The 18,067-nt window shown below is 66.8% G+C and carries 20 protein-coding genes; 13 read left to right on the top strand and 7 right to left on the bottom strand.

Annotated elements, in window-relative coordinates; all coding sequences use genetic code 11:
• Positions 1-47: 47 nt before the first annotated feature.
• Both QFZ61_RS01085 and tmk read right to left on the bottom strand, forming a co-directional pair.
• Complete coding sequence (locus tag QFZ61_RS01085; protein WP_307032529.1) at positions 48-1,193, bottom strand: DNA polymerase III subunit delta'; 1,146 nt, start codon at positions 1,191-1,193, stop codon at positions 48-50.
• Positions 1,190-1,858: a dTMP kinase gene (gene tmk, locus QFZ61_RS01080; protein ID WP_307032527.1), complete on the bottom strand. Its 669-nt coding sequence runs from the start codon at positions 1,856-1,858 to the stop codon at positions 1,190-1,192. The genes QFZ61_RS01085 and tmk overlap by 4 nt, the downstream gene beginning before the upstream one ends.
• Before the next feature lie 88 nt (positions 1,859-1,946).
• On the opposite strand from tmk, the gene QFZ61_RS01075 reads away from it, so the two are divergent.
• On the top strand, positions 1,947-3,137 hold the full coding sequence (locus QFZ61_RS01075; protein WP_307032525.1) for a PLP-dependent aspartate aminotransferase family protein: 1,191 nt from the start codon (positions 1,947-1,949) through the stop codon (positions 3,135-3,137).
• A 9-nt stretch (positions 3,138-3,146) separates the two neighbouring features.
• Positions 3,147-3,500, top strand: coding sequence for a DUF2516 family protein (locus QFZ61_RS01070; RefSeq protein WP_307032523.1), 354 nt, complete (start codon positions 3,147-3,149; stop codon positions 3,498-3,500).
• Between the two features lie 46 nt (positions 3,501-3,546).
• Here QFZ61_RS01070 and QFZ61_RS01065 read toward each other — a convergent pair whose 3' ends face one another.
• Positions 3,547-4,407, bottom strand: coding sequence for a class I SAM-dependent methyltransferase (locus tag QFZ61_RS01065; protein ID WP_373427110.1), 861 nt, complete (start codon positions 4,405-4,407; stop codon positions 3,547-3,549).
• Positions 4,408-4,498: 91 nt separating this feature from the next.
• Between QFZ61_RS01065 and QFZ61_RS01060 the strand changes: the two genes are divergently transcribed.
• Positions 4,499-5,245 carry a phosphoglyceromutase gene (locus QFZ61_RS01060; protein WP_307032521.1) on the top strand — a complete coding sequence of 249 codons (747 nt, stop codon included), beginning with the start codon at positions 4,499-4,501 and terminating at the stop codon, positions 5,243-5,245.
• 83 nt (positions 5,246-5,328) lie between these two features.
• Here QFZ61_RS01060 and phoU read toward each other — a convergent pair whose 3' ends face one another.
• Positions 5,329-5,991: a phosphate signaling complex protein PhoU gene (gene phoU / locus QFZ61_RS01055; protein WP_307032519.1), complete on the bottom strand. Its 663-nt coding sequence runs from the start codon at positions 5,989-5,991 to the stop codon at positions 5,329-5,331.
• Between the two features lie 207 nt (positions 5,992-6,198).
• Here phoU and QFZ61_RS01050 point away from each other — a divergent pair, with 207 nt between their 5' ends.
• The gene (locus tag QFZ61_RS01050; protein ID WP_307037940.1) at positions 6,199-7,413 is read left to right on the top strand and encodes a cell wall metabolism sensor histidine kinase WalK; all 1,215 of its coding nucleotides are present in this window, start codon (positions 6,199-6,201) and stop codon (positions 7,411-7,413) included.
• Positions 7,410-8,090, top strand: coding sequence for a response regulator transcription factor (locus tag QFZ61_RS01045; protein WP_307032517.1), 681 nt, complete (start codon positions 7,410-7,412; stop codon positions 8,088-8,090). Before QFZ61_RS01050 ends, QFZ61_RS01045 begins: the two co-directional genes overlap by 4 nt.
• A 122-nt stretch (positions 8,091-8,212) precedes the next feature.
• Here the strand turns inward: QFZ61_RS01045 and QFZ61_RS01040 are convergent, their stop codons facing one another.
• Positions 8,213-8,839, bottom strand: a complete 627-nt coding sequence (locus QFZ61_RS01040) for a hypothetical protein (protein WP_373427109.1) — start codon at positions 8,837-8,839, stop codon at positions 8,213-8,215.
• Positions 8,840-9,162: 323 nt separating this feature from the next.
• Here QFZ61_RS01040 and QFZ61_RS01035 point away from each other — a divergent pair, with 323 nt between their 5' ends.
• The 6 genes from QFZ61_RS01035 (at position 9,163) to rlmB (ending at position 14,255) form a co-directional block, all read left to right on the top strand.
• Positions 9,163-9,645 carry a CarD family transcriptional regulator gene (locus QFZ61_RS01035; RefSeq protein ID WP_026266570.1) on the top strand — a complete coding sequence of 161 codons (483 nt, stop codon included), beginning with the start codon at positions 9,163-9,165 and terminating at the stop codon, positions 9,643-9,645.
• Positions 9,646-9,879: 234 nt separating this feature from the next.
• Complete coding sequence (gene ispD, locus QFZ61_RS01030; protein ID WP_307032515.1) at positions 9,880-10,698, top strand: 2-C-methyl-D-erythritol 4-phosphate cytidylyltransferase; 819 nt, start codon at positions 9,880-9,882, stop codon at positions 10,696-10,698.
• 32 nt (positions 10,699-10,730) lie between these two features.
• Positions 10,731-11,216 (top strand): 2-C-methyl-D-erythritol 2,4-cyclodiphosphate synthase, encoded by a 486-nt coding sequence (ispF, locus tag QFZ61_RS01025; RefSeq protein WP_307037938.1) that lies wholly within the window; start codon positions 10,731-10,733, stop codon positions 11,214-11,216.
• 65 nt (positions 11,217-11,281) lie between these two features.
• Positions 11,282-11,635, top strand: coding sequence for a hypothetical protein (locus QFZ61_RS01020; RefSeq protein WP_307032513.1), 354 nt, complete (start codon positions 11,282-11,284; stop codon positions 11,633-11,635).
• Positions 11,636-11,690: 55 nt separating this feature from the next.
• A complete protein-coding gene (gene cysS, locus QFZ61_RS01015) occupies positions 11,691-13,139 on the top strand; it encodes a cysteine--tRNA ligase (RefSeq protein ID WP_307032511.1) in 1,449 nt (482 codons plus the stop codon).
• Between the two features lie 123 nt (positions 13,140-13,262).
• Positions 13,263-14,255, top strand: a complete 993-nt coding sequence (rlmB, locus tag QFZ61_RS01010; RefSeq protein ID WP_307032510.1) for a 23S rRNA (guanosine(2251)-2'-O)-methyltransferase RlmB — start codon at positions 13,263-13,265, stop codon at positions 14,253-14,255.
• 102 nt (positions 14,256-14,357) lie between these two features.
• On the opposite strand, the gene QFZ61_RS01005 is transcribed toward rlmB, so the two are convergent.
• Positions 14,358-15,164 (bottom strand): carbon-nitrogen hydrolase family protein, encoded by an 807-nt coding sequence (locus QFZ61_RS01005; protein ID WP_307032508.1) that lies wholly within the window; start codon positions 15,162-15,164, stop codon positions 14,358-14,360.
• 31 nt (positions 15,165-15,195) lie between these two features.
• Between QFZ61_RS01005 and QFZ61_RS01000 the strand changes: the two genes are divergently transcribed.
• Positions 15,196-15,864, top strand: a complete 669-nt coding sequence (locus QFZ61_RS01000; protein ID WP_307032506.1) for a GntR family transcriptional regulator — start codon at positions 15,196-15,198, stop codon at positions 15,862-15,864.
• Between the two features lie 6 nt (positions 15,865-15,870).
• Here the strand turns inward: QFZ61_RS01000 and QFZ61_RS00995 are convergent, their stop codons facing one another.
• Positions 15,871-17,238 carry an MFS transporter gene (locus QFZ61_RS00995; protein ID WP_307032504.1) on the bottom strand — a complete coding sequence of 456 codons (1,368 nt, stop codon included), beginning with the start codon at positions 17,236-17,238 and terminating at the stop codon, positions 15,871-15,873.
• Positions 17,239-17,375: 137 nt separating this feature from the next.
• Here QFZ61_RS00995 and QFZ61_RS00990 point away from each other — a divergent pair, with 137 nt between their 5' ends.
• Positions 17,376-18,062 (top strand): DUF2848 domain-containing protein, encoded by a 687-nt coding sequence (locus QFZ61_RS00990; RefSeq protein ID WP_307032502.1) that lies wholly within the window; start codon positions 17,376-17,378, stop codon positions 18,060-18,062.
• Positions 18,063-18,067 lie beyond the last annotated feature (5 nt).

The following is an 18,067-nucleotide window of genomic DNA, read 5'->3' as shown; positions in this document are numbered from 1 at the left end:
GGGAAATGTGGAACTGGGGTCGAGGCGGGCGGAGCCCGGCTGGAGGGTTAGATAAGGCTGGCGGCCATGGACTCGATCGCCAGCAGCGGGGCCACGTTGGTGGTCGTGATCCGTTTGCGGGCGGTGTTGATGGCGTCCATGCGGGCCAGGGTCACCTCGGGCGTGGAACGGCCGGCAAATTCCTGCAGCTCGCTCCTCAACTCGGCGTTGACCAGTTCGACGGCGTTTCCCATCTGGATGATTAGTACGTCCCGGTAAAAGGACAGCAGGTCAGTCAGGGTGCGGTCAAGGGAGTCGGTGACGGATCGTTTGGCGCGCCGCTTTTGGTCGTCTTCGAGCTGCTTGACCTGACCCCGCATGGCCGCCGGGAGCGGGCCGCTCTCGGGCGCGCCGAGGGTGGCGAGCAGCGCGGCCTTCTCGGCGGCGTCACGCTCGTCATTGGAGCTGTTGGCTTCCTCGGTGGCGATCTTGACCAGCTTGTCCGCCATCATCACAGCGGCGGTGACACCGCGCAGGTGCAGCGGGAACCGCACCGTTTCCAGCCGGCGTTCCCGGGCCTCGGGATCGCGGGCGAGCCTGCGGGCGATGCCGACATGGCTTTGCGCGGCGCGGGCGGCGCGTTCGGCGACGTCCGGGTCGACGCCGTCGCGCTTGACCAGGAGGGTCGCGACGTCGGCGGCCGGCGGAAGCCGCAGCGCCACCGCGCGGCACCGGGAGCGGATCGTCACGAGCACGTCAGCCGGGGAGGGCGCACACAGCATCCAGATGGTGCGCGGCGTCGGCTCCTCGATGGCTTTCAGCAGCACGTTCGTGGTTCGCTCCGCCATCCGGTCGGCATCTTCGACGACGATGATCCGCCAGCGGGCGGAGGAAGGCCGGTTGCCGGCCGTGGCGACCAGCTCACGGGCCTCATCGATGGTGATGGTGACCTTTTCGGTCCGCACGAACGTGACGTCGGAGTGCGTCTCGCCGACGATGGTCTGGCAGGCGGGGCACTCACCGCAACCGCGCCGGGCGACGTCCTCCTGGTCACAGTTGAGCGCGGCGGCAAAGGCCTTGGCAGCATTGGACCGGCCGGAACCGGGCGGGCCGGTAAACAGCCAGGCGTGCGTCAGGCCCTCACCACGCTCGGCAGCCTGGCGCAGCTGGGCGACGACGGCCGGCTGGCCCTGCAGGTCATCCCAGACGCTCATGCCGAGCTGCCCTGGCGGAGTTCAAGCAGCGCCTCGACCCGTTCCAGGATCCGGGCCGCCAGTCCCTGCACAGGAAGCTGGGCCGCGAGGACCAGGTACTTCTCCGGCCGGGCAGTGGCCAGCCCGAGGAACGCGGTACGGATTCTGGCGTGAAACTCGTCGGCCTCTGATTCGAGCCGGTCCTCCGCGGCGTCGCCGGCGGTCCGGCGTCGACGGCCGTCGGCAGGATCGACGTCAAGCAACACCGTCAGGTCAGGCTGAAGGCCGGAGGTGGCCCAGTCGTTGATCTCCCGCACTGCATCCGTGCCGAGGCCGCGGCCGGCACCCTGGTAGGCCACCGACGAGTCGATGTACCGGTCGGTGAGGACCACCTCCCCCCGCTCCAGCGCCGGACGGATCACCTGCTCAGCGTGCGCCGCGCGGGACGCTGCGAAGATCAGGGCCTCGGTGCGGGCGTCAATGTGGCCGTGCCCGTGGTCCAGGACCAGCGACCGCAGTTTCTCGCCGATGGGCGTGCCGCCGGGCTCGCGCGTCCGCAGCACCGTCAGTCCGCGGGTCTCCAGCGCCCCTGCCAGTTCCGCCGCCTGGGTGGACTTGCCGGCGCCGTCGCCGCCTTCGAAGGCAATGAACAGTCCGGGGAACGGTCCGGGGGTCTGGGTAGTCACGGCTCTAGCCTACCGACAATCCCTGACACTAGACGGCCCGCGCGTAACGCCTTACGGGCTTGCCGGGGGGCCGAAGTACCCTGTGACCATGAGTCTTTCCGAAGAGCAGACAGTCTCCCTTTCCGCCGAAACCGTAGTGGTCGCGGCCGGCCGTCCGGTGCGCGAACGCGACGCGCCGGTCAACCCGCCGCTGGTGCTGTCCTCGACCTATTTCGGCACCGGCCCGCTGGGCCCCGGTGACCGCGGCTACGGCCGCTACTCCAACCCCACCTGGGACCCCTTCGAGCAGGCCCTGGCCCAGCTCGAGGGCGCCACGCTGCCGGGTCTGCTGTACGCCTCGGGCCTGGCTGCGGTGAGCTCCGCGCTGTCGCTGGTCCCCGCGCAGGGGGTGCTCGTGATGCCGTCCCACAGTTACGCCGGTTCGCTGGTGATGGCTACGGAACTGGCGCAGAAAGGCGCGCTGGAGCTCCGGACGGTGGACATCTCGGACACCGACGCCGTGCTGGAGCAGCTGGCTCCCGCCGGCGGCTCGCCTGCCAGCATGCTGTGGCTGGAAAGCCCGACCAACCCCATGCTCGGCGTTGCGGACATCCGGGCGCTCACGACGGCGGCGCACGCGGCCGGGGCTCTCGTCGTTACCGACAACACTTTCTCCACCCCGCTGGTGCAACAGCCGCTGGCCCTGGGCTCCGACGTCGTCCTGCACTCCGTTACCAAGTACCTCTCCGGCCACTCGGACGTGGTCCTCGGCGCCCTCGTCACGTCCGACCCGGACCTGCACGCGCAACTGTTGCACCACCGCACCATCCACGGGGGCATCGCCGGGCCGTTCGAGGCGTGGCTGGCGCTGCGAGGGCTGCGTACCCTGGCGCTGCGGATTGAGCGCTCGCAGGCCTCCGCCGCGGTGCTCGCCGAGCGGCTGAGCCGGCACCCGCTCGTCGGCAGCATCCGTTACCCGGGCCTGGCAACGGACCCCGGACACGAGCGCGCCAAAGCACAGATGAAGGGCTTCGGCTCGGTGCTGTGCATCGAGATGGCGCCGGTGCCCGGCGCGGGCCTCAGCGGTGCGGACACCGCTGACCGGATGATCGCCGCCCTGCAGCTGTGGCTGCCGGCCACCTCGCTCGGCGGAGTGGAGTCCCTGATCGAGCGGCGGCGCCGGCACACCGCGGAGCCGCTCAGCGTGCCGGAGAACCTGGTCCGGTTGAGCGTCGGGATTGAAAACGTCGAGGACCTGTGGGCCGATCTGGAGCAGGCCCTGGCGTCGCTGGGCGGCTAGGCTGGGACCATGGACGGAAGAACGCTGATTGATTTTGCCGACAGGGGAGTCTATTTTCTCCTTGCCCTCGTAGCCCTGGGGCTTGAGGTGTGGGCGTTCTTCGACTGCCTGCGGCACAAGGCCAACGCCTTCGAAGCCGTCTCCAAGCGGACCAAGACCTTCTGGCTTGCCCTTACCGGCGGGGCCTTGGCAATCGGCCTGCTGTCGCTGCTCGGCGGCGGTGGCGGGTTCTTCGGCCCGCTGGGGCTCTTCGGCCTCGCGGCCGTGACGGCGGCCTCCGTTTACCTTGCCGACGTCCGGCCGGCCGTCAAGGACGCCGGCCGCGGCGGCAGCCGCAACATGGGTCCCTACGGCCCCTGGTGACCGAGCCAGCCCGGCGACAGTATCCGGAGCCTGGCCTACCCCGAAGTTAGCCCGGCGCCACGGCGTCCCAGTCCACCGTCAGTTCGCCCAGACGCCAGCGCGAGGGCCCGTCCCGGACCGGCCAGCCGCCGTCGTTCAGTGCCCGGCACATCGCCGTCCAGCGCTGCCGGTTCCCGAACGACGCCAGCGGCGCCGCTTCCAGCCACGCCCGGTCCATCGCCTGCAGATACCTGTGGATGTTCTCGCCGGGCACGTTCCGGTGGATCAGCGCCTTGGGTAGCCGTTCGGCGATGTCCGACGGGAGTTCGAAGCCGCCGAAGCGCATGGACAGGCCCAGGCTGAGCGGCCGTTCGGCGTCGAGGGCCACCCACGTGACCCGGCGTCCGATCTCGTCGCAGGTACCGTCGATAAACAGCCCGCCGGGCGCCAGGCGGTCCTGCACCAGCCGCCAGATGGCCGGCACGTCAGCTTCCTCATATTGGCGCAACACGTTGAAGGCCCGGACCAGCACCGGCCGTCCCGGCACCGGCAGTTCGAAGCCACCCAGCCGAAAGCTCAGTCCGGGCCGTTCCAGCGGCTTCGCCTGCCGCACCCGCTCCGGCTCAATCTCAATCCCGACCACGCGCACGTCGGGCCTAACGGCGGAGAGCCGCTCAAAAAGTTCGACGGCGGTCGCAGGGGAGGCACCGTAACCCAGGTCGACGACGAGCGGGTCTGCCGCGGCCCGCAACCGCCAGGCCTGCGGTCCAGTCAGCCACCGGTCAACCCGCCGCATCCTGTTGGGGTTAGTGGTCCCGCGGGTCACGTTGCCCACCGGCCGGCCGGTCCGGGCCGTGCCGGTGTGGGGTGCGCCGGTGGCGCCGCCCGGGTTCCGGGGGGACACCACACGCTCGGCCTTCTGCACCACAGACCCACCTTATCCTCCCTTTTGAGGCCCACCTGGCGTGGCCGGTGTAACGCAGGGCAGGGCACACGGGGGCTCGACTAGGATGAAAAGCATGACTTACAAGCTGATTCTGCTGCGCCACGGCCACAGCGAATGGAACGCCAAGAACCTGTTCACCGGCTGGGTGGACGTCGACCTGAACGACCAGGGACGTGCCGAGGCGGTGCGTGGCGGTGAGCTGCTGGTGGAGAACAACCTCCTCCCGGACATCCTCTACACGTCGCGACTGAAGCGGGCCATCAACACCGCGAACCTTGCGCTGGAGAAAGCCGACCGTGGCTGGATCGACGTCAAGCGCGACTGGCGTCTGAACGAGCGGCACTACGGTGCGCTGCAGGGCAAGGACAAGGCCCAGACGCTGGCCGAGTACGGCGAGGAACAGTTCATGACCTGGCGCCGCTCCTACGACACCCCGCCGCCGCCCCTTGCGGACGACTCCGAGTTCTCCCAGGTGGGGGACCCGCGCTACAAGGACCTCGGCGATGCCCTCCCGCGCACAGAGTGCCTCAAGGATGTCCTGATCCGCCTGATGCCTTACTGGGAATCGGACATCAAGGAAGAACTCAAGGCGGGCAAGACGGTCCTCATCACCGCCCACGGCAACTCGCTGCGGGCCCTGGTCAAGCACCTTGACGGCATCAGCGATGCGGACATCGCCGGTCTCAACATCCCCACCGGCATCCCGCTCGTCTACGAACTGGACGAGGACTTCAAGCCGCTGAACCCGGGCGGCACGTACCTCGACCCGGAGGCCGCCGCGGAATCCATCAAGGCAGTCGCGAACCAGGGCAAGAAGTAACGCCCCAGGCTACGACTACGGCGGACGGTCACCTTGGTGACCGTCCGCCGTCGTCGTAAGAGGTTTCCCCGTGAAGGCGTGCCTCAGCTGTGTTCGATGCTGTTCGGGTGCCACGCCCCGGTGACCAGGTAGGTCACCTTTTGCGCGACGGAGACGCCATGGTCCGCGAAACGTTCGAAGTAGCGGCTGGCCAAGGCGACATCCACGGTGGTCGCTGCGGATTCCGTCCAGTCGCTGCGTGCAATGGCCTTGAAGACGCTCAGATGCAGGTCGTTTACCGTGCTGTTGGCCTTGAGGATGTCGCGGGCTACTTCCAGGTCCCGTGTTTCCAGCAGCACGGTGAGCTTCTCCGCGATTTCCAGGTCCGACTTGGCGAAATTCTGGAACGTCTCCCGCAACTGCTCCGGGATGACGACGGCCGGGTAGCGCAGCCGGGCGAGCTGGGCGATGTGCCGGGCGAGATCGCCCATCCGCTCCAGCGACGCGCTCATCCGCAGCGAACCGACAATCATACGCAGATCGCTGGCCACCGGGCCCTGCAGGGCGAGGATGTCGATGGCACGCTCGTCGAGGCTGTTCTGCAGGAAATCGATCCGTGCGTCGGCAGCGATGACGTCCTCGGCGAGGTCGATGTCGGCGCCTTCGAAAGCCGTCGTCGCCTTCTCAAAGGCCTCGCTGACCAGCTTCGAGATCTCGACCAGCTGCTCGCCGACCTGGGTGAGCTCTTCCTGAAAAACCTTACGCACGGGTGCGTCCTTTCCTCTTCAACGTTGCAGGCACCGCAGTGGCAGGCCACGTTTCGTTTCACCGTAGCGGCGTTCAACCTGCCACCCTGCCAGCCTCCGGTGAACTGTTGCGCCCCAATAGATGAACGTTAGCTGAACCAGCGCTGCAACCGCACAAGTTTTCGGTTTCCGGCTCACGGCAGCGCCTAAGCTGGAGCCGTGGATCCAATGCTCATCGGTGTGATCGCGGGCCTGGTCGGCCTGTCGCTCGGCATCTTCGGCGTGCTCGCCTTCCGGATCAGTGAGCAGCAGCGCAAGATCAGCGACGTCGAAACCGACGAGCCATCGCTTCCGGAAGGCGCCGCAGAGGTGCTCGCCGTCGTCGGCCGCGCCTTCCTCGTGGTGGACGCCATCGACGGGGTGGTGCGTGCCAGCCCCGGCGCCTACGCCTACGGGCTGGTCCGCGGGCACACCGTGGTGCACCAGCAGCTGCTGGAGATGACCGCCAAGGTGCGGCGCGACGGCGTGATCCTGGAGAACCAGTTCGAACTGCCGCGCGGTCCGCTGGGCCGGGGGACGATCATAGTGCAGGTCCGGGCGGCAATGCTCGGGGAGGAATACATCCTGCTGCTCGCCGACGACCGCACGGAGATCACGCGCACCGAAGAGATCCGCAACGACTTCGTCGCCAACGTGTCGCATGAACTGAAGACCCCCGTCGGCGCCATCTCGCTGCTCGCGGAGGCGCTGGAGGCTTCGCCCGGCGACGAGGAAGCGGTCCGCCGTTTCGCTAAGCGCATGCACAAGGAATCCACCCGCCTGGCAGCGCTCGTGCAGGACATCATCGAACTGTCGCGGCTGCAGGGCGCCAACGTGGCCCAGCAGGCCCACCCGGTGGACATTAACACTGTGGTGGCCGAGGCCGTGGACCGGTCCCAGCTGCCGGCCGAAAGCAAGAACATCGAGATCGTGGTGGGCGGCCGCACCGACGCTATGGTCTACGGCGACCAAGACCTCCTCGTCACGGCCCTCAGGAACCTGATCGACAATGCCATCCGGTACTCACCGGAGAACACCAGAGTAGGGATCGGCGTGCGGTCCCGGGACGGGCTGGTGGCCGTTTCGGTAAGTGACCAGGGTGAGGGACTCAGCCCCGAGGACCAGGAACGCGTCTTCGAGCGCTTCTACCGGGTGGATTCCGCGCGTTCCCGGCACACCGGCGGGACCGGACTCGGGTTGAGCATCGTCAAGCATGTGATGGCCAACCACGGCGGTGAGGTCACGCTCTGGTCCCAGCCGGGACAGGGGTCCACCTTCACCATCCGCCTGCCTGAAATGGAAGACCAGGACCTGCCCGCCTCGGATGTCCGCCGATCCCCGCAGAATGTACGACCAGAACGACGCGACGCCGCCGGCGTCCATGAGCAAGGAGCTAGCGCTTGAGCCGGATTCTTATTGTCGAGGACGAGGAATCGTTCAGCGACCCCCTGTCCTATCTTTTGGGGAAGGAAGGATTCGAAGTCGAAGTGGTGGACAACGGCCTCGACGCCATCACCGAATTCGACCGCAACGGAGCGGATCTGGTCCTCCTGGACCTCCAGCTGCCCGGACAGTCGGGAACCGAAGTGTGCCGCCAGCTGCGCCAGCGTTCGTCAGTCCCGGTCATCATGCTGACCGCCAAGGACGCCGAAATCGACAAGGTAGTGGGCCTGGAACTGGGCGCCGATGACTACGTCACCAAGCCTTACTCCTCCCGGGAACTTGTGGCACGGGTGCGCGCGGTGCTTCGCCGCCACGGCGAACCGGAGGAGCTGGTGGCCAGCACCGTCCAGGCCGGCCCGGTCCGGATGGACGTTGAGCGGCACGTGGTCAGCGTGCAGGGCGAACAGGTGGCGCTGCCCCTGAAGGAATTCGAGCTGCTTGAGATGCTGCTGCGCAATTCCGGCCGCGTCCTCACCCGGGGCCAGCTTATCGACCGGGTCTGGGGCTCGGACTATGTGGGCGACACCAAAACCCTGGACGTGCACGTCAAACGGCTGCGCAGCAAGATTGAGCCGGATCCTTCGGCGCCGCGGTACCTGATAACCGTCCGGGGGCTGGGCTACAAGTTCGAGCCCTGAGCGCTGGCCGGGGACGCAAAAGGAGTGGCACCCGGCGGGTGCCACTCCTTTTTGTGCCGGCGCTGGGGCCGGCTCTGTTCCAATTACTGCGCCGGCGCGCCGCCGGTGGGCGGCGGTGCCGCTTAGCGGCTGGAGGTCGGCGAGGGCGTCGCAGAGGAGGACGGCGATGCTGTCGACGAAGCCGAGGTAGCGGACGACGGCGAGGCAGTCGACGTCGGGGTCGCGGAACCGGAAGCCGCCCCCGAGCTCGTGGGCTCGGCGGTGGGCAGGTACTTCTTGTAGTCCTGGATCGTGCCATCCAGCACCGGGATCTTGAAGTTGGATTCGAGGTTGCTGCCGTCCTCACGGATGGTCACCTCAACCAGCGAACCGGGCTTGCCGCCGGTGCTGCTGAGCACCGCAGCGTCGGTGCTGTCGTTCAGCAGGACGTAGGAGTTCTTCTTGACCGGCACCTGGGTCTGGGAGCCGCCCGCGCCGTTGATCGTCAGTTTCACATCCTTGGACGAGGTGTTGTAGACCGCGCCGATGACACGCCCCGGCTTGTCCTCACCGTCGGAGATGATCAGCATGTTGCGTAGCTGGAGCGGGCCGAGGTCCGTGCGGGTCCCGTCGGAGGCCGAGTACTGCACAGAGGTCTGCGCCGGCATGGTGTAGCCGCAACCGGTCACGGACAGCAGGCCAATGCCAAGTGCAGCCGTTGCCATTGCCAGCTTGCCGCGCCGGCCCCGGGTCATCGCAGTGAAACGCACGTCACGCACTCCTTGAGAGTCTTGGAACATTATTCAGGCATAGCCTATCCGCAATACTCACCAAACGCGGATTCGGCCGGGTAAACAAAGGCGCCCGTTGGTCATGCCCTGCCGCACCGGAAGACGCCGCGGCGGGCCGCCGCCGTCGAACCCGGAGACCCTTGGCAGAGGTCGGCCAATGCACTATTATCCGCGTTCGTCAAGGGCTTTGGGGGGCGGATTCGGACCCTTTTCCGCGGATTTACGCGGTTTTGAAGCGCGATCCATGGCAGTCGTATGCCTTAATCGTGATAAACTGGTCTGCGGGAAAGGGGAATGTCCACATGGTTTTTGAGGTCGGCGAGACAGTAGTTTACCCTCACCACGGTGCAGCGAAAATTGAAGAAATCAAGATGCGCACTGTCAAGGGCGAAGAGAAGATGTATCTCAAGCTCAAGGTGGCTCAGGGTGATCTGACCATTGAAGTTCCAGCAGAGAACGTTGACCTTGTTGGGGTCCGGGATGTAGTGGGCAAGGAAGGCCTGGAGCACGTCTTTGATGTGCTGCGCGCTGAGTTCACGGAGGAGCCCACCAACTGGTCGCGTCGTTACAAGGCAAACCTGGAGAAGCTTGCTTCCGGTGACGTCATCAAGGTGGCAGAGGTCGTCCGTGACCTGTGGCGCCGTGACCACGACCGGGGTCTCTCCGCAGGAGAGAAGCGCATGCTGGCCAAGGCCCGCCAGATTCTGATTTCAGAGCTGGCACTGGCTGAGAAGACCGATGAAGAGAAGGCCGCAAGCGTTCTCGACGAGGTCCTGGCTTCCTAGCTAAAGAGTCAGAATCGAACCCCGGTGGCGTACAGCCGCCGGGGCTTCTTTTTGCCCTTTTCAGCCCAAGCACCCCGCTCCAGGCGCCGCGGCCGCACACTGGGGGTACTTTGACACGAACACGCCGTCAGCCTTGCTGCCGACGTCGATCCCTGCGCCCAAACTGCCCCCGGACGATATCCGCCGGTGAACTGGTTGGGCTGGAGCGGGGCGCCGCGACGTAGTCTTGTCGGCATGAACACTGCATCGACAGTCCCCGTCACCGCGGTCATCCTCGTAGCCGCCGGTTCCGGTCAACGCCTGGGTTACGGTATGCCGAAGGCCAAAGTCCCGCTGGGCGGCGACAGCATCCTCACGCACGCGCTGCGGGGCGTGGCGGCGGCGGGGATCGCCCGTCAGATCTGCGTTGCCCTCCCTCCCGGGGACGCTGACCTGCGGGCCCAGTGTGAGGGGTTCCTTGCAGAGCTGCAGACCGAGCATGGCCGCGCCGCCGGGGCAGGGGACAACGTGCCGCTGCCCGAGGTCACCATGGTCGACGGCGGGGCCAGCCGGGCCGACTCCGTCCGGGCAGCGCTGGCTGCCCTGCTGCCGGGCACCCAGTCCGTCCTGGTCCACGATGCCGCCCGGGCGCTCGCCCCGGAAGCTGTATTCCACCGCGTGGCGGCCTCCCTTGCAGCGGGTGCGGTCGCCGTGATTCCGGTGATGCCGGTTGTCGATACCGTCAAGACCGTGGAAGCCACGCACGACGGCGATGCGGCCATCGCCCCCGAGGTAGTCACCGGCACCGCGCCCCGCGAGATCCTCCGGGCGGTGCAGACCCCGCAGGGCTTCGAGCTCGCCACCCTGCAGCGGGCACATGAAGCGGCGGCAGGCTTCGACGCCGCCCAGGCGGCTGCCGTCACCGACGACGCCATGCTGGTGGAACTGCTTGGCGTGCCCGTCCACGCGGTGCGCGGCGCCAGCCAGTCCCTCAAAATCACCACGCCGCTGGACCTCATCCTCGCCGAGGGCCTCCTTGAAGGCCCGCTGGGCGCGCGGTGGGTGGAGGGCTAGACATGCGCAGCGACCAGCAGCCGCAGCCCGGGATGCCGATTCCGCGAACCGGAATCGGCATTGACGTCCATGCCTACGCTCCCGAGGATGCGCCGCAGCCGCTCTGGCTCGGTGGCCTGCACTGGGCGGGGGAACGGGGACTCGCCGGGCATTCCGACGGCGACCCGGTGGCCCACGCCGCCGCCGACGCTCTGTTCTCCGCCTCCGGCCTCGGCGACCTCGGCACCCACTTCGGCACCGACCGCCCCGAATACGCCGGCGCCTCCGGTGTCACCCTTCTCGCGGAAGCCGCCAGGATCGTCCGTGCCGCGGGCTTCGAGATCGGCAACATCGCGGTGCAATTCGTGGCGAACAGGCCGAAGTTCGGCCCCCGCCGGGAGGAGTCCCAGCGGGTCCTCAGTGCTGCGGCCGGCGCCCAGGTGAGCGTCTCGGCGACCACCAGCGACGGCCTGGGCTTCACCGGTCGGGGCGAGGGCATCGCGGCCACGGCCACCGCCTTGGTTTATCCGGCAGGCTGAGCCGGTCCGGGCGGCAGGGCCTACGCTTAAGGGACAACCCCTCCCGAAACGTCAGGAGACTCCCCGTGAAAAAGTCGCTTCCCGCCGTCGTTCTTGCCGCCGGAATGCTGCTGTCCGGGTGCGCCGGTACTCCCACCCCGGCAGCGAGCACCACGCCCCGGATGAACGTGGACGAAAGCTGCAAGTTTTTGAACACGGACACGTTCACCCCCACCGGCAGCGACAAGGAAAAGGCTGCCCAGATCGGCCGGCACTACCAGGAGGTGGCGGACAAGGTGGCCCCGGAGGTCGGCGAGCCCATCCAGAAGATGGCGGACATTATGAAGCAGGTAGGGGAGAGCTCCACCGGGGTCCAGACCTCCGGCCAGCTGACGCAGCTCCGGCAGCAGATGGACCGGATCGGCCAGCACTGCAAGTAGCCGGAACGGCAGACGAGGCACGTCCCGGCCCGCCGCCATCGGCTAATCTGGAGCGGTGACCCTGCGCTTCTACGACACAGCATCCGCCGAAGTCCGTGACTTCGTTCCTCTGGTTCCCGGCAAGGTGAGCCTGTATTACTGCGGTGCCACGGTGCAGGGCATGCCGCACGTCGGCCACATCCGTTCCGCGATCGCCTTTGACCAGCTCACGCGTTGGCTGGACTACCGCGGCTTCCGCGTCACGGTGGTCCGCAATGTGACCGACATCGACGACAAGATCCTCGCCAAGTCCGCGGAATCCTTCGCGGCGGACTTCCCTGCCGAGCCTGGAACGGTCCGGGATGAGGAATGGTGGGCGCTGGCCTACCGGTATGAGCAGGAATTCCTCAAGGCCTACGACACTTTGGGCGTTTCCCGTCCCACCTATGAACCGCGGGCCACGGGCCACATCCCCGAGATGCATGCCCTGATCGCCCAGCTGATCGACCGCGGCCATGCCTACCCGGCCCTGGACGGCTCCGGCGACGTCTACTTCGACGTCCGCTCGTGGTCCAAATACGGCTCGCTGACGCGGCAAAATATCGACGACATGCAGGGCGCCACGGACGCGGACCCGCGCGGCAAGAAGGACCCCCGCGATTTCGCCCTGTGGAAGGGGCACAAAGAGGGGGAGCCGACGACGGCGAGCTGGGCCTCGCCGTGGGGCGCCGGCCGGCCCGGCTGGCACCTGGAATGCTCCGCGATGGTCACCAAGTACCTCGGGACCGAGTTCGACATCCACGGCGGCGGCCTGGACCTGCGCTTTCCCCACCATGAAAATGAGATGGCCCAGTCCCAGGCGGCGGGCCACGGCTTCGCGAACTTCTGGATGCACAACGGCATGGTGACTTACGCGGGCGAGAAGATGTCGAAGTCCATCGGCAACACGGTCAGCCCCGCCGAGATGCTGGAGTTGGCCCCGCCGCGCGTGGTCCGCTACTACCTCGGGCAGGCCCAGTACCGCTCGGTGCTCGACTACCAGCCGACCTCGCTGCAGGAGGCGGCTGCCGCCGTCGAGCGGATTGACGGCTTTATCGACCGTGCCGCCCGGGCCCTTTCCGTCGGCGGCCCAACAACGGGCGACGGCATCGTCCCGGACGCCTTCGTGGCCGCCATGGACGATGACCTTAACGTGCCGCAGGCCCTGGCGGTCCTGCACGAAACCGTCCGGGCCGGCAACACCGCGCTCACCGCGGGGGAGCCCGACAACGCCCGGCAGGCACTCGCCGGCGTCACAGCCATGATGGGTGTCCTTGGGCTGAACGACGCCGCCGCCCCGGCGGTGGACCAGCAGGCCACGACTGCCCTTGGCGTCCTGGTCGAAGCCCAGCTCGCCGCCCGCGCGCAGGCCCGGGCCGGCAAGGACTGGGCCGCCTCGGACGCCATCCGGGACACCCTGGCGGGGGCCGGCGTCGTCGTCGAGGACGGTGCCGACGGCGCGAGCTGGAGCCTCAAGCGCAGCTGAACCCGCTTGCGAGGCACACCGGCGAGCCGTGCCGGAGAAACTGCCCGGTCGAGGATTTAACGCGGGTCAGTAGACTGGAGTCCAGACTTATTCACGAATCGCGTAGTTAAAAGGGTGAAACTCATGGCCAACAACGGTCGCCGCTCGGTCAAACAGAAGAAGGGCCCCACTGTCGGGACCGGCGGTCACGGCCGCAAGGCCCTCGAGGGCAAGGGGCCCACTCCGAAAGCGGAGGACCGTCCCTACCACAAGGCCCACAAGAGCAAGCAGCTCGCGGAACGCTCCGCGGCCAAGCGCGGACCGGGAACCCGCAGCGCCGGCGCCGGCGCCCGTTCCGGTCCCAAGGGCCGTGCCACCGAGGAGGTCGTGACCGGCCGCAACTCCGTCGTCGAGGCCCTGCGCGCCGGCATCCCGGCCAAAGCCCTGCACGTCGCCATCCGGATCGAGATGGACGACCGCGTCAAGGAGTCCCTCAAGCTCGCGGCCGAACGCGGCATTCCGCTGCTGGAAACCGGCAAGCCCGAACTGGACCGGATGACTGACGACGCCATCCACCAGGGCCTTGTACTTCAGATCCCGCCGTACGAATACCAGGACGCCTACGAGCTGGCCGAGGAAACCATCGAGGGCTGGAAGAAGGGCCACATCGCCAACGCCCCGCTCTTCGTGGCCCTCGACGGCATTACCGACCCGCGTAACCTCGGCGCCATCATCCGCTCCGTCTCCGCGTTCAGCGGCCACGGCGTGGTCGTGCCGGAACGCCGCTCGGTCGGTGTCACCGCCTCGGCCTGGAAGACCAGCGCCGGTGCCGCCGTCCGCGTCCCCGTGGCCCGTGCCGCGAACCTCAACAGCACACTCAAGGCCTTCAAGAACATGGGCATCTACGTGCTGGGCCTCGACGGCGACGGCGACGTCTCGCTGCCCGATCTGGCTCTGGCCACCGAGCCGGTCTGCGTTGTTGTCGGGTCTGAAGGCAAGGGCCTGAGCCGGCTGGTCCGCGAAAACTGCGACCAGATCGTCTCCATCCCGATCGACTCCGCGATGGAATCGCTCAACGCCTCCATGGCTGTCGGCATCTCCCTCTACGAAATCTCCCGCCAGCGCGCCGCCAAGTAACCCCCCCCTCTGTTACATCGACGCGCAAATGCCCTGATGCTCCGGGAATACCGGTAGCGTCAGGGCATTTGCGCGTCGCCGCGCTTGATCCGGCGTCCGGGTTTAGAACTTGTGGCGGTTGGCGAGGACCGGGAGCTTGGTGCGGGCGTCCCGGACGACGGCGGGGTCCAGGTCCGCGAAGAGCAGTCCAGGGGCGCCCTCGAGTTCCTGGAGAACTTCGCCGAACGGAGACACGACGGCGGAGTGCCCGACGCCGGTAGGAGCGGACCCCTTGGCTTCGAGACCGACGCTGGCCGGGTCGCCCTGTCCGCAAGCGAGGACGTACGTGGTGGAGTCAACAGCGCGGGCGCGGGCCAGCAGCTTCCACTGATCGACCTTGCCCGGCCCGGCTCCCCACGAGGCACAAACGATGTTGACCAGGGCGCCGCGTTCGGCGTTTTCGGTGAACAGGTCCGGGAACCGCACGTCGTAGCACGTGGCCAGGCCGAAGGTGACGCCGTCGACGTCGAACGTCACGGGCTTCGTGCCGGCGTCCACGGTATCGGACTCGGCGAAGCCGAAGGCGTCGTACAGGTGGATCTTGTCGTAGCTTCCCTCGACGCCCGGCCCGGTGACCAGCAGGGTGTTGCGGACCTTGGCCGCTCCGGCGTCGGACGCGCCCGGCGTGAACATGCCGGCGGCAATGACGATGCCCTCTTCCGCGGCGATGGCACGGACCTCCGACGCCCATGGGCCGTCCAGGGGTTCGGCGATGTCCAGCAGCGAATGACCAAAGGCGCGCATGGTCGCTTCCGGGAAGACCACCAGGTCTGCACCGCCGGCTTTGGCCTTGCCGGTGTAGTCCCGCACCAGATCAAGATTCTGGTCAAGCTCGCGGCCCGTGATGATTTGAGCAAGTGCTACGCGCACAGTTACCTCCAAATTGGTGTATACGTAAAGTATGCAACAGCGATCAGGGGATGCAGCGACAGGCCGGCAAAGGGCCTACGAATATTTGCGGGACCAGATACTCGTGGACCCCACCATGCAGGGCAAGTTCGTCAATGAGCAAGAACTCGCCAAGGACATCGGTGTGTCGCGCACCCCGGTTCGTGAAGCGCTGCTGCTGCTGGTTTCGGACGGGTTGATTGAGTTGATCCCGAACAGGGGCGCCTTGATTCCGGTCATTTCGGGTCGCCAGATCGCCGAACTGTTCGAGTTGCGCGGAGTCTTGGAACGACACGTGGCGGCTACGACTATCCGCGATGGAACGGCTCCGGTGGAGCAGATGGCAGAGACCCTCGACGAGCAGCGCAAGATCCTGGCCGAGACGACCGGCGAAGCCGGCCGGGACCAGGCGACGGAATTCATTCGGCTGGATCAGCATTTCCATCAGCTCCTCGTCGACGCGGGTGCCAATGAGCTCATTTCGCAGACCTACAACCGGCTGCGCGCCCGTCAGGTTTTCGTCGGTGTCGAAGCGCTCTTCCGCACGCAGGACCGTCAGATCCGAGTCTGCGACGAGCACGGCGTCATCCTGGCCGCACTCCGGCGAGGTGAGGTGGAGGCCGCACAGGCAGCCATCGACCATCACCTCGCCGTCACGCTCGATTTGTTCCTTCGGGCCTGATCCGGCCTATGCCCCGGCCCGGACGGTCTGGATTTCGGCGTAGCTCTCGAGGTAATCCTCGTCCTCCTGAACATTCGAGTCCCGCCCAAGGAGCAGCCCCACGAGCGTCAGGACGCAGGCGACGGTGACATAGGCCGCGACTGGAACCCAGCTGTTGAACGCGCTCAACAGGACGGTGAACATCAGCGGCGCGATGGCCCCGCCGATCACCCCGGCGAACGTGTAGGCAAGAGAAGAGCCGGTGGAGCGAAGCCTGGGGGAGAACTGTTCGACGACGAAGGCCGCCTGGGGGCCATACATGAACGAGTGGGTCAGCAGCCCCAATACGATGCCGACCACAAGCACCACTGGCGATTTACCGGCCAGAACTATGAAGAAGATGTATGACCAAATGGCGCCGGCGACGGCGGCACCGCCGTAGACCAGGCGGCGGTTGATCCGGTCCGATACCGCGCCGGCGAGCGGGATGCACACCAGTTGGAAAGCGGAGCCAATCATGACCGCGATGAGCACCTGGTTGCGCTGAAGGCCCAGCGCCGTTGTCCCGTAGGTCAGGGTGAACACCGTGAACATGGCGTAGAGCACGTCCGGTCCGACGCGGCTCAGGACGGCCGCAACCAGCGGACGCAGTTCGTGCTTGAAGACCTCGGTGATGGGGGCGTTGGGTGCGTCGCCTTTCGCTTCGATGGCACGGAACACCGGGGTGTCTTCCAGCTTCAAGCGGATCCAGAGACCGAAGCCGACGAGAATGGCAGACACGAGGAACGCTATGCGCCAGCCGTAATCAAGGAAGGCCTGCTCGGAAAGCAAAGTGGTCAGCAAAGCCAGCGCACCGTTGGCCAGAAGGTTGCCGGCCGGCGGGCCGATCTGGGCAGCAGAGGACCAAAAGCCGCGGCGCCGAGGGTCGCCGAATTCACTGGAGAGCAGCACCGCGGAGCCCCACTCGCCGCCCACACCAACGCCCTGCGCGAAGCGCAACACCACGAGCAGTGCACCGGCGACCATGCCGACGTTGTTGTACGTGGGCAGCAGGCCGATAAGGAAAGTGGCGAGGCCGATGAGCATCAACGTCACCACCAGCACCTTCTTTCGCCCAATCCGGTCACCCAGCCGGCCGAAGATGATTCCGCCTACCGGCCGCGAGACGTAGCCCACCGCATATGTCGAGAACGCCAGCATGGTTCCGGTCAGAGGATCGCTGGCCGGAAAGAAAATAGCCGGGAAGACTACGGCGGCGGCCGCAGAGTAGACGGCGAAGTCGTACCACTCTAGGGACGTGCCGGTGAGGCTGGCGGCGAAGGCCTTGAGGAGGCTCTTCCTGTCCAAAGACTCCTCCGGCGCCGGCGGCGCCGCGGACTCGGGGTTGGCTGCCATGGGGCTTCCTTTCGCTTGCAGGTGACTGGCGTCACTCCCTATGCATGTTGTATACATTAGGCATACGAACACCGATATGGCGAGTGTTATTTGTAAACACTGTGTGAATTCAGGGACCCGACCAAGAAGGACTGACCATGACTGAGCTGACATTTGAACTGACGGACGGTTCCACGGTTTCCGTGGAGGTCACCGACCTCCTTAACGCTGGGTACGCCGGGCGCGAGCAGGACGAGGTGCAGGCCCACATCGCAGAGCTCGCCGAACTCGGGGTCCCGGGCCCAAGCACCACGCCGGCGCTTTACCCCGTGTCCCCGTATCTTGCTGCCCAGCCGGATGTCGTGGACGTCCAGCACACCAGGACTTCCGGCGAAGCGGAGTGGGCCCTTGTGATTTCGGATCAGGGCCCCTTGCTCACGGTGGCCTGCGACCATACGGACCGCGCCTTGGAGGTCCACGGCGTCGCTTGGAGCAAGAACGCGAGCCCCGACGTTCTCGGCAAGAAAGCCTGGAGGCTCGACGACGTTCGCGACCACCTGGACAGCATTACCATCCGTGGATGGGTCACGGACCAGGACGGGGTGGAAACTCTAATCCAGGACAGCACCATGGGGGCGCTCCTGAGCCCGGACTACTGGATCGAAAAGCTCGAGGAGCGGAACCTCAACAAGCCCGGGACGGTACTGCTGTCCGGCACGGTAGCCATGGTCCACGGCGTGGACCAATTCGCGCCCACCTGGCGTGTGGAGCTGGGCGACCCCGTAACCGGCGAAACCATCGGCGCCAGCTACCGCGTCCGGGAGATGGCGGCGCCGATCGGCTAGCCCGA

Origin of the sequence: Arthrobacter sp. B3I4, assembly GCF_030816855.1 — a bacterium.
In the GTDB taxonomy this organism is placed as follows: Bacteria; Actinomycetota; Actinomycetes; order Actinomycetales; family Micrococcaceae; genus Arthrobacter.
This window is presented reverse-complemented; position numbering and strand designations above follow the sequence as displayed.

Coding starts and splice junctions, on each gene's coding strand:
- QFZ61_RS01085 (WP_307032529.1), bottom strand. CDS start 1,193: ATGAGCGTCTGGGATGACCTGCAGGGCCAGCCGGCCGTCGTCGCCCAG.
- QFZ61_RS01075 (WP_307032525.1), top strand. CDS start 1,947: ATGAGTCTTTCCGAAGAGCAGACAGTCTCCCTTTCCGCCGAAACCGTA.
- QFZ61_RS01070 (WP_307032523.1), top strand. CDS start 3,147: ATGGACGGAAGAACGCTGATTGATTTTGCCGACAGGGGAGTCTATTTT.
- QFZ61_RS01060 (WP_307032521.1), top strand. CDS start 4,499: ATGACTTACAAGCTGATTCTGCTGCGCCACGGCCACAGCGAATGGAAC.
- QFZ61_RS01050 (WP_307037940.1), top strand. CDS start 6,199: ATGCTCATCGGTGTGATCGCGGGCCTGGTCGGCCTGTCGCTCGGCATC.
- QFZ61_RS01035 (WP_026266570.1), top strand. CDS start 9,163: ATGGTTTTTGAGGTCGGCGAGACAGTAGTTTACCCTCACCACGGTGCA.
- ispD (WP_307032515.1), top strand. CDS start 9,880: ATGAACACTGCATCGACAGTCCCCGTCACCGCGGTCATCCTCGTAGCC.
- ispF (WP_307037938.1), top strand. CDS start 10,731: ATGCCGATTCCGCGAACCGGAATCGGCATTGACGTCCATGCCTACGCT.
- rlmB (WP_307032510.1), top strand. CDS start 13,263: ATGGCCAACAACGGTCGCCGCTCGGTCAAACAGAAGAAGGGCCCCACT.
- QFZ61_RS01000 (WP_307032506.1), top strand. CDS start 15,196: ATGCAACAGCGATCAGGGGATGCAGCGACAGGCCGGCAAAGGGCCTAC.
- QFZ61_RS00995 (WP_307032504.1), bottom strand. CDS start 17,238: ATGGCAGCCAACCCCGAGTCCGCGGCGCCGCCGGCGCCGGAGGAGTCT.
- QFZ61_RS00990 (WP_307032502.1), top strand. CDS start 17,376: ATGACTGAGCTGACATTTGAACTGACGGACGGTTCCACGGTTTCCGTG.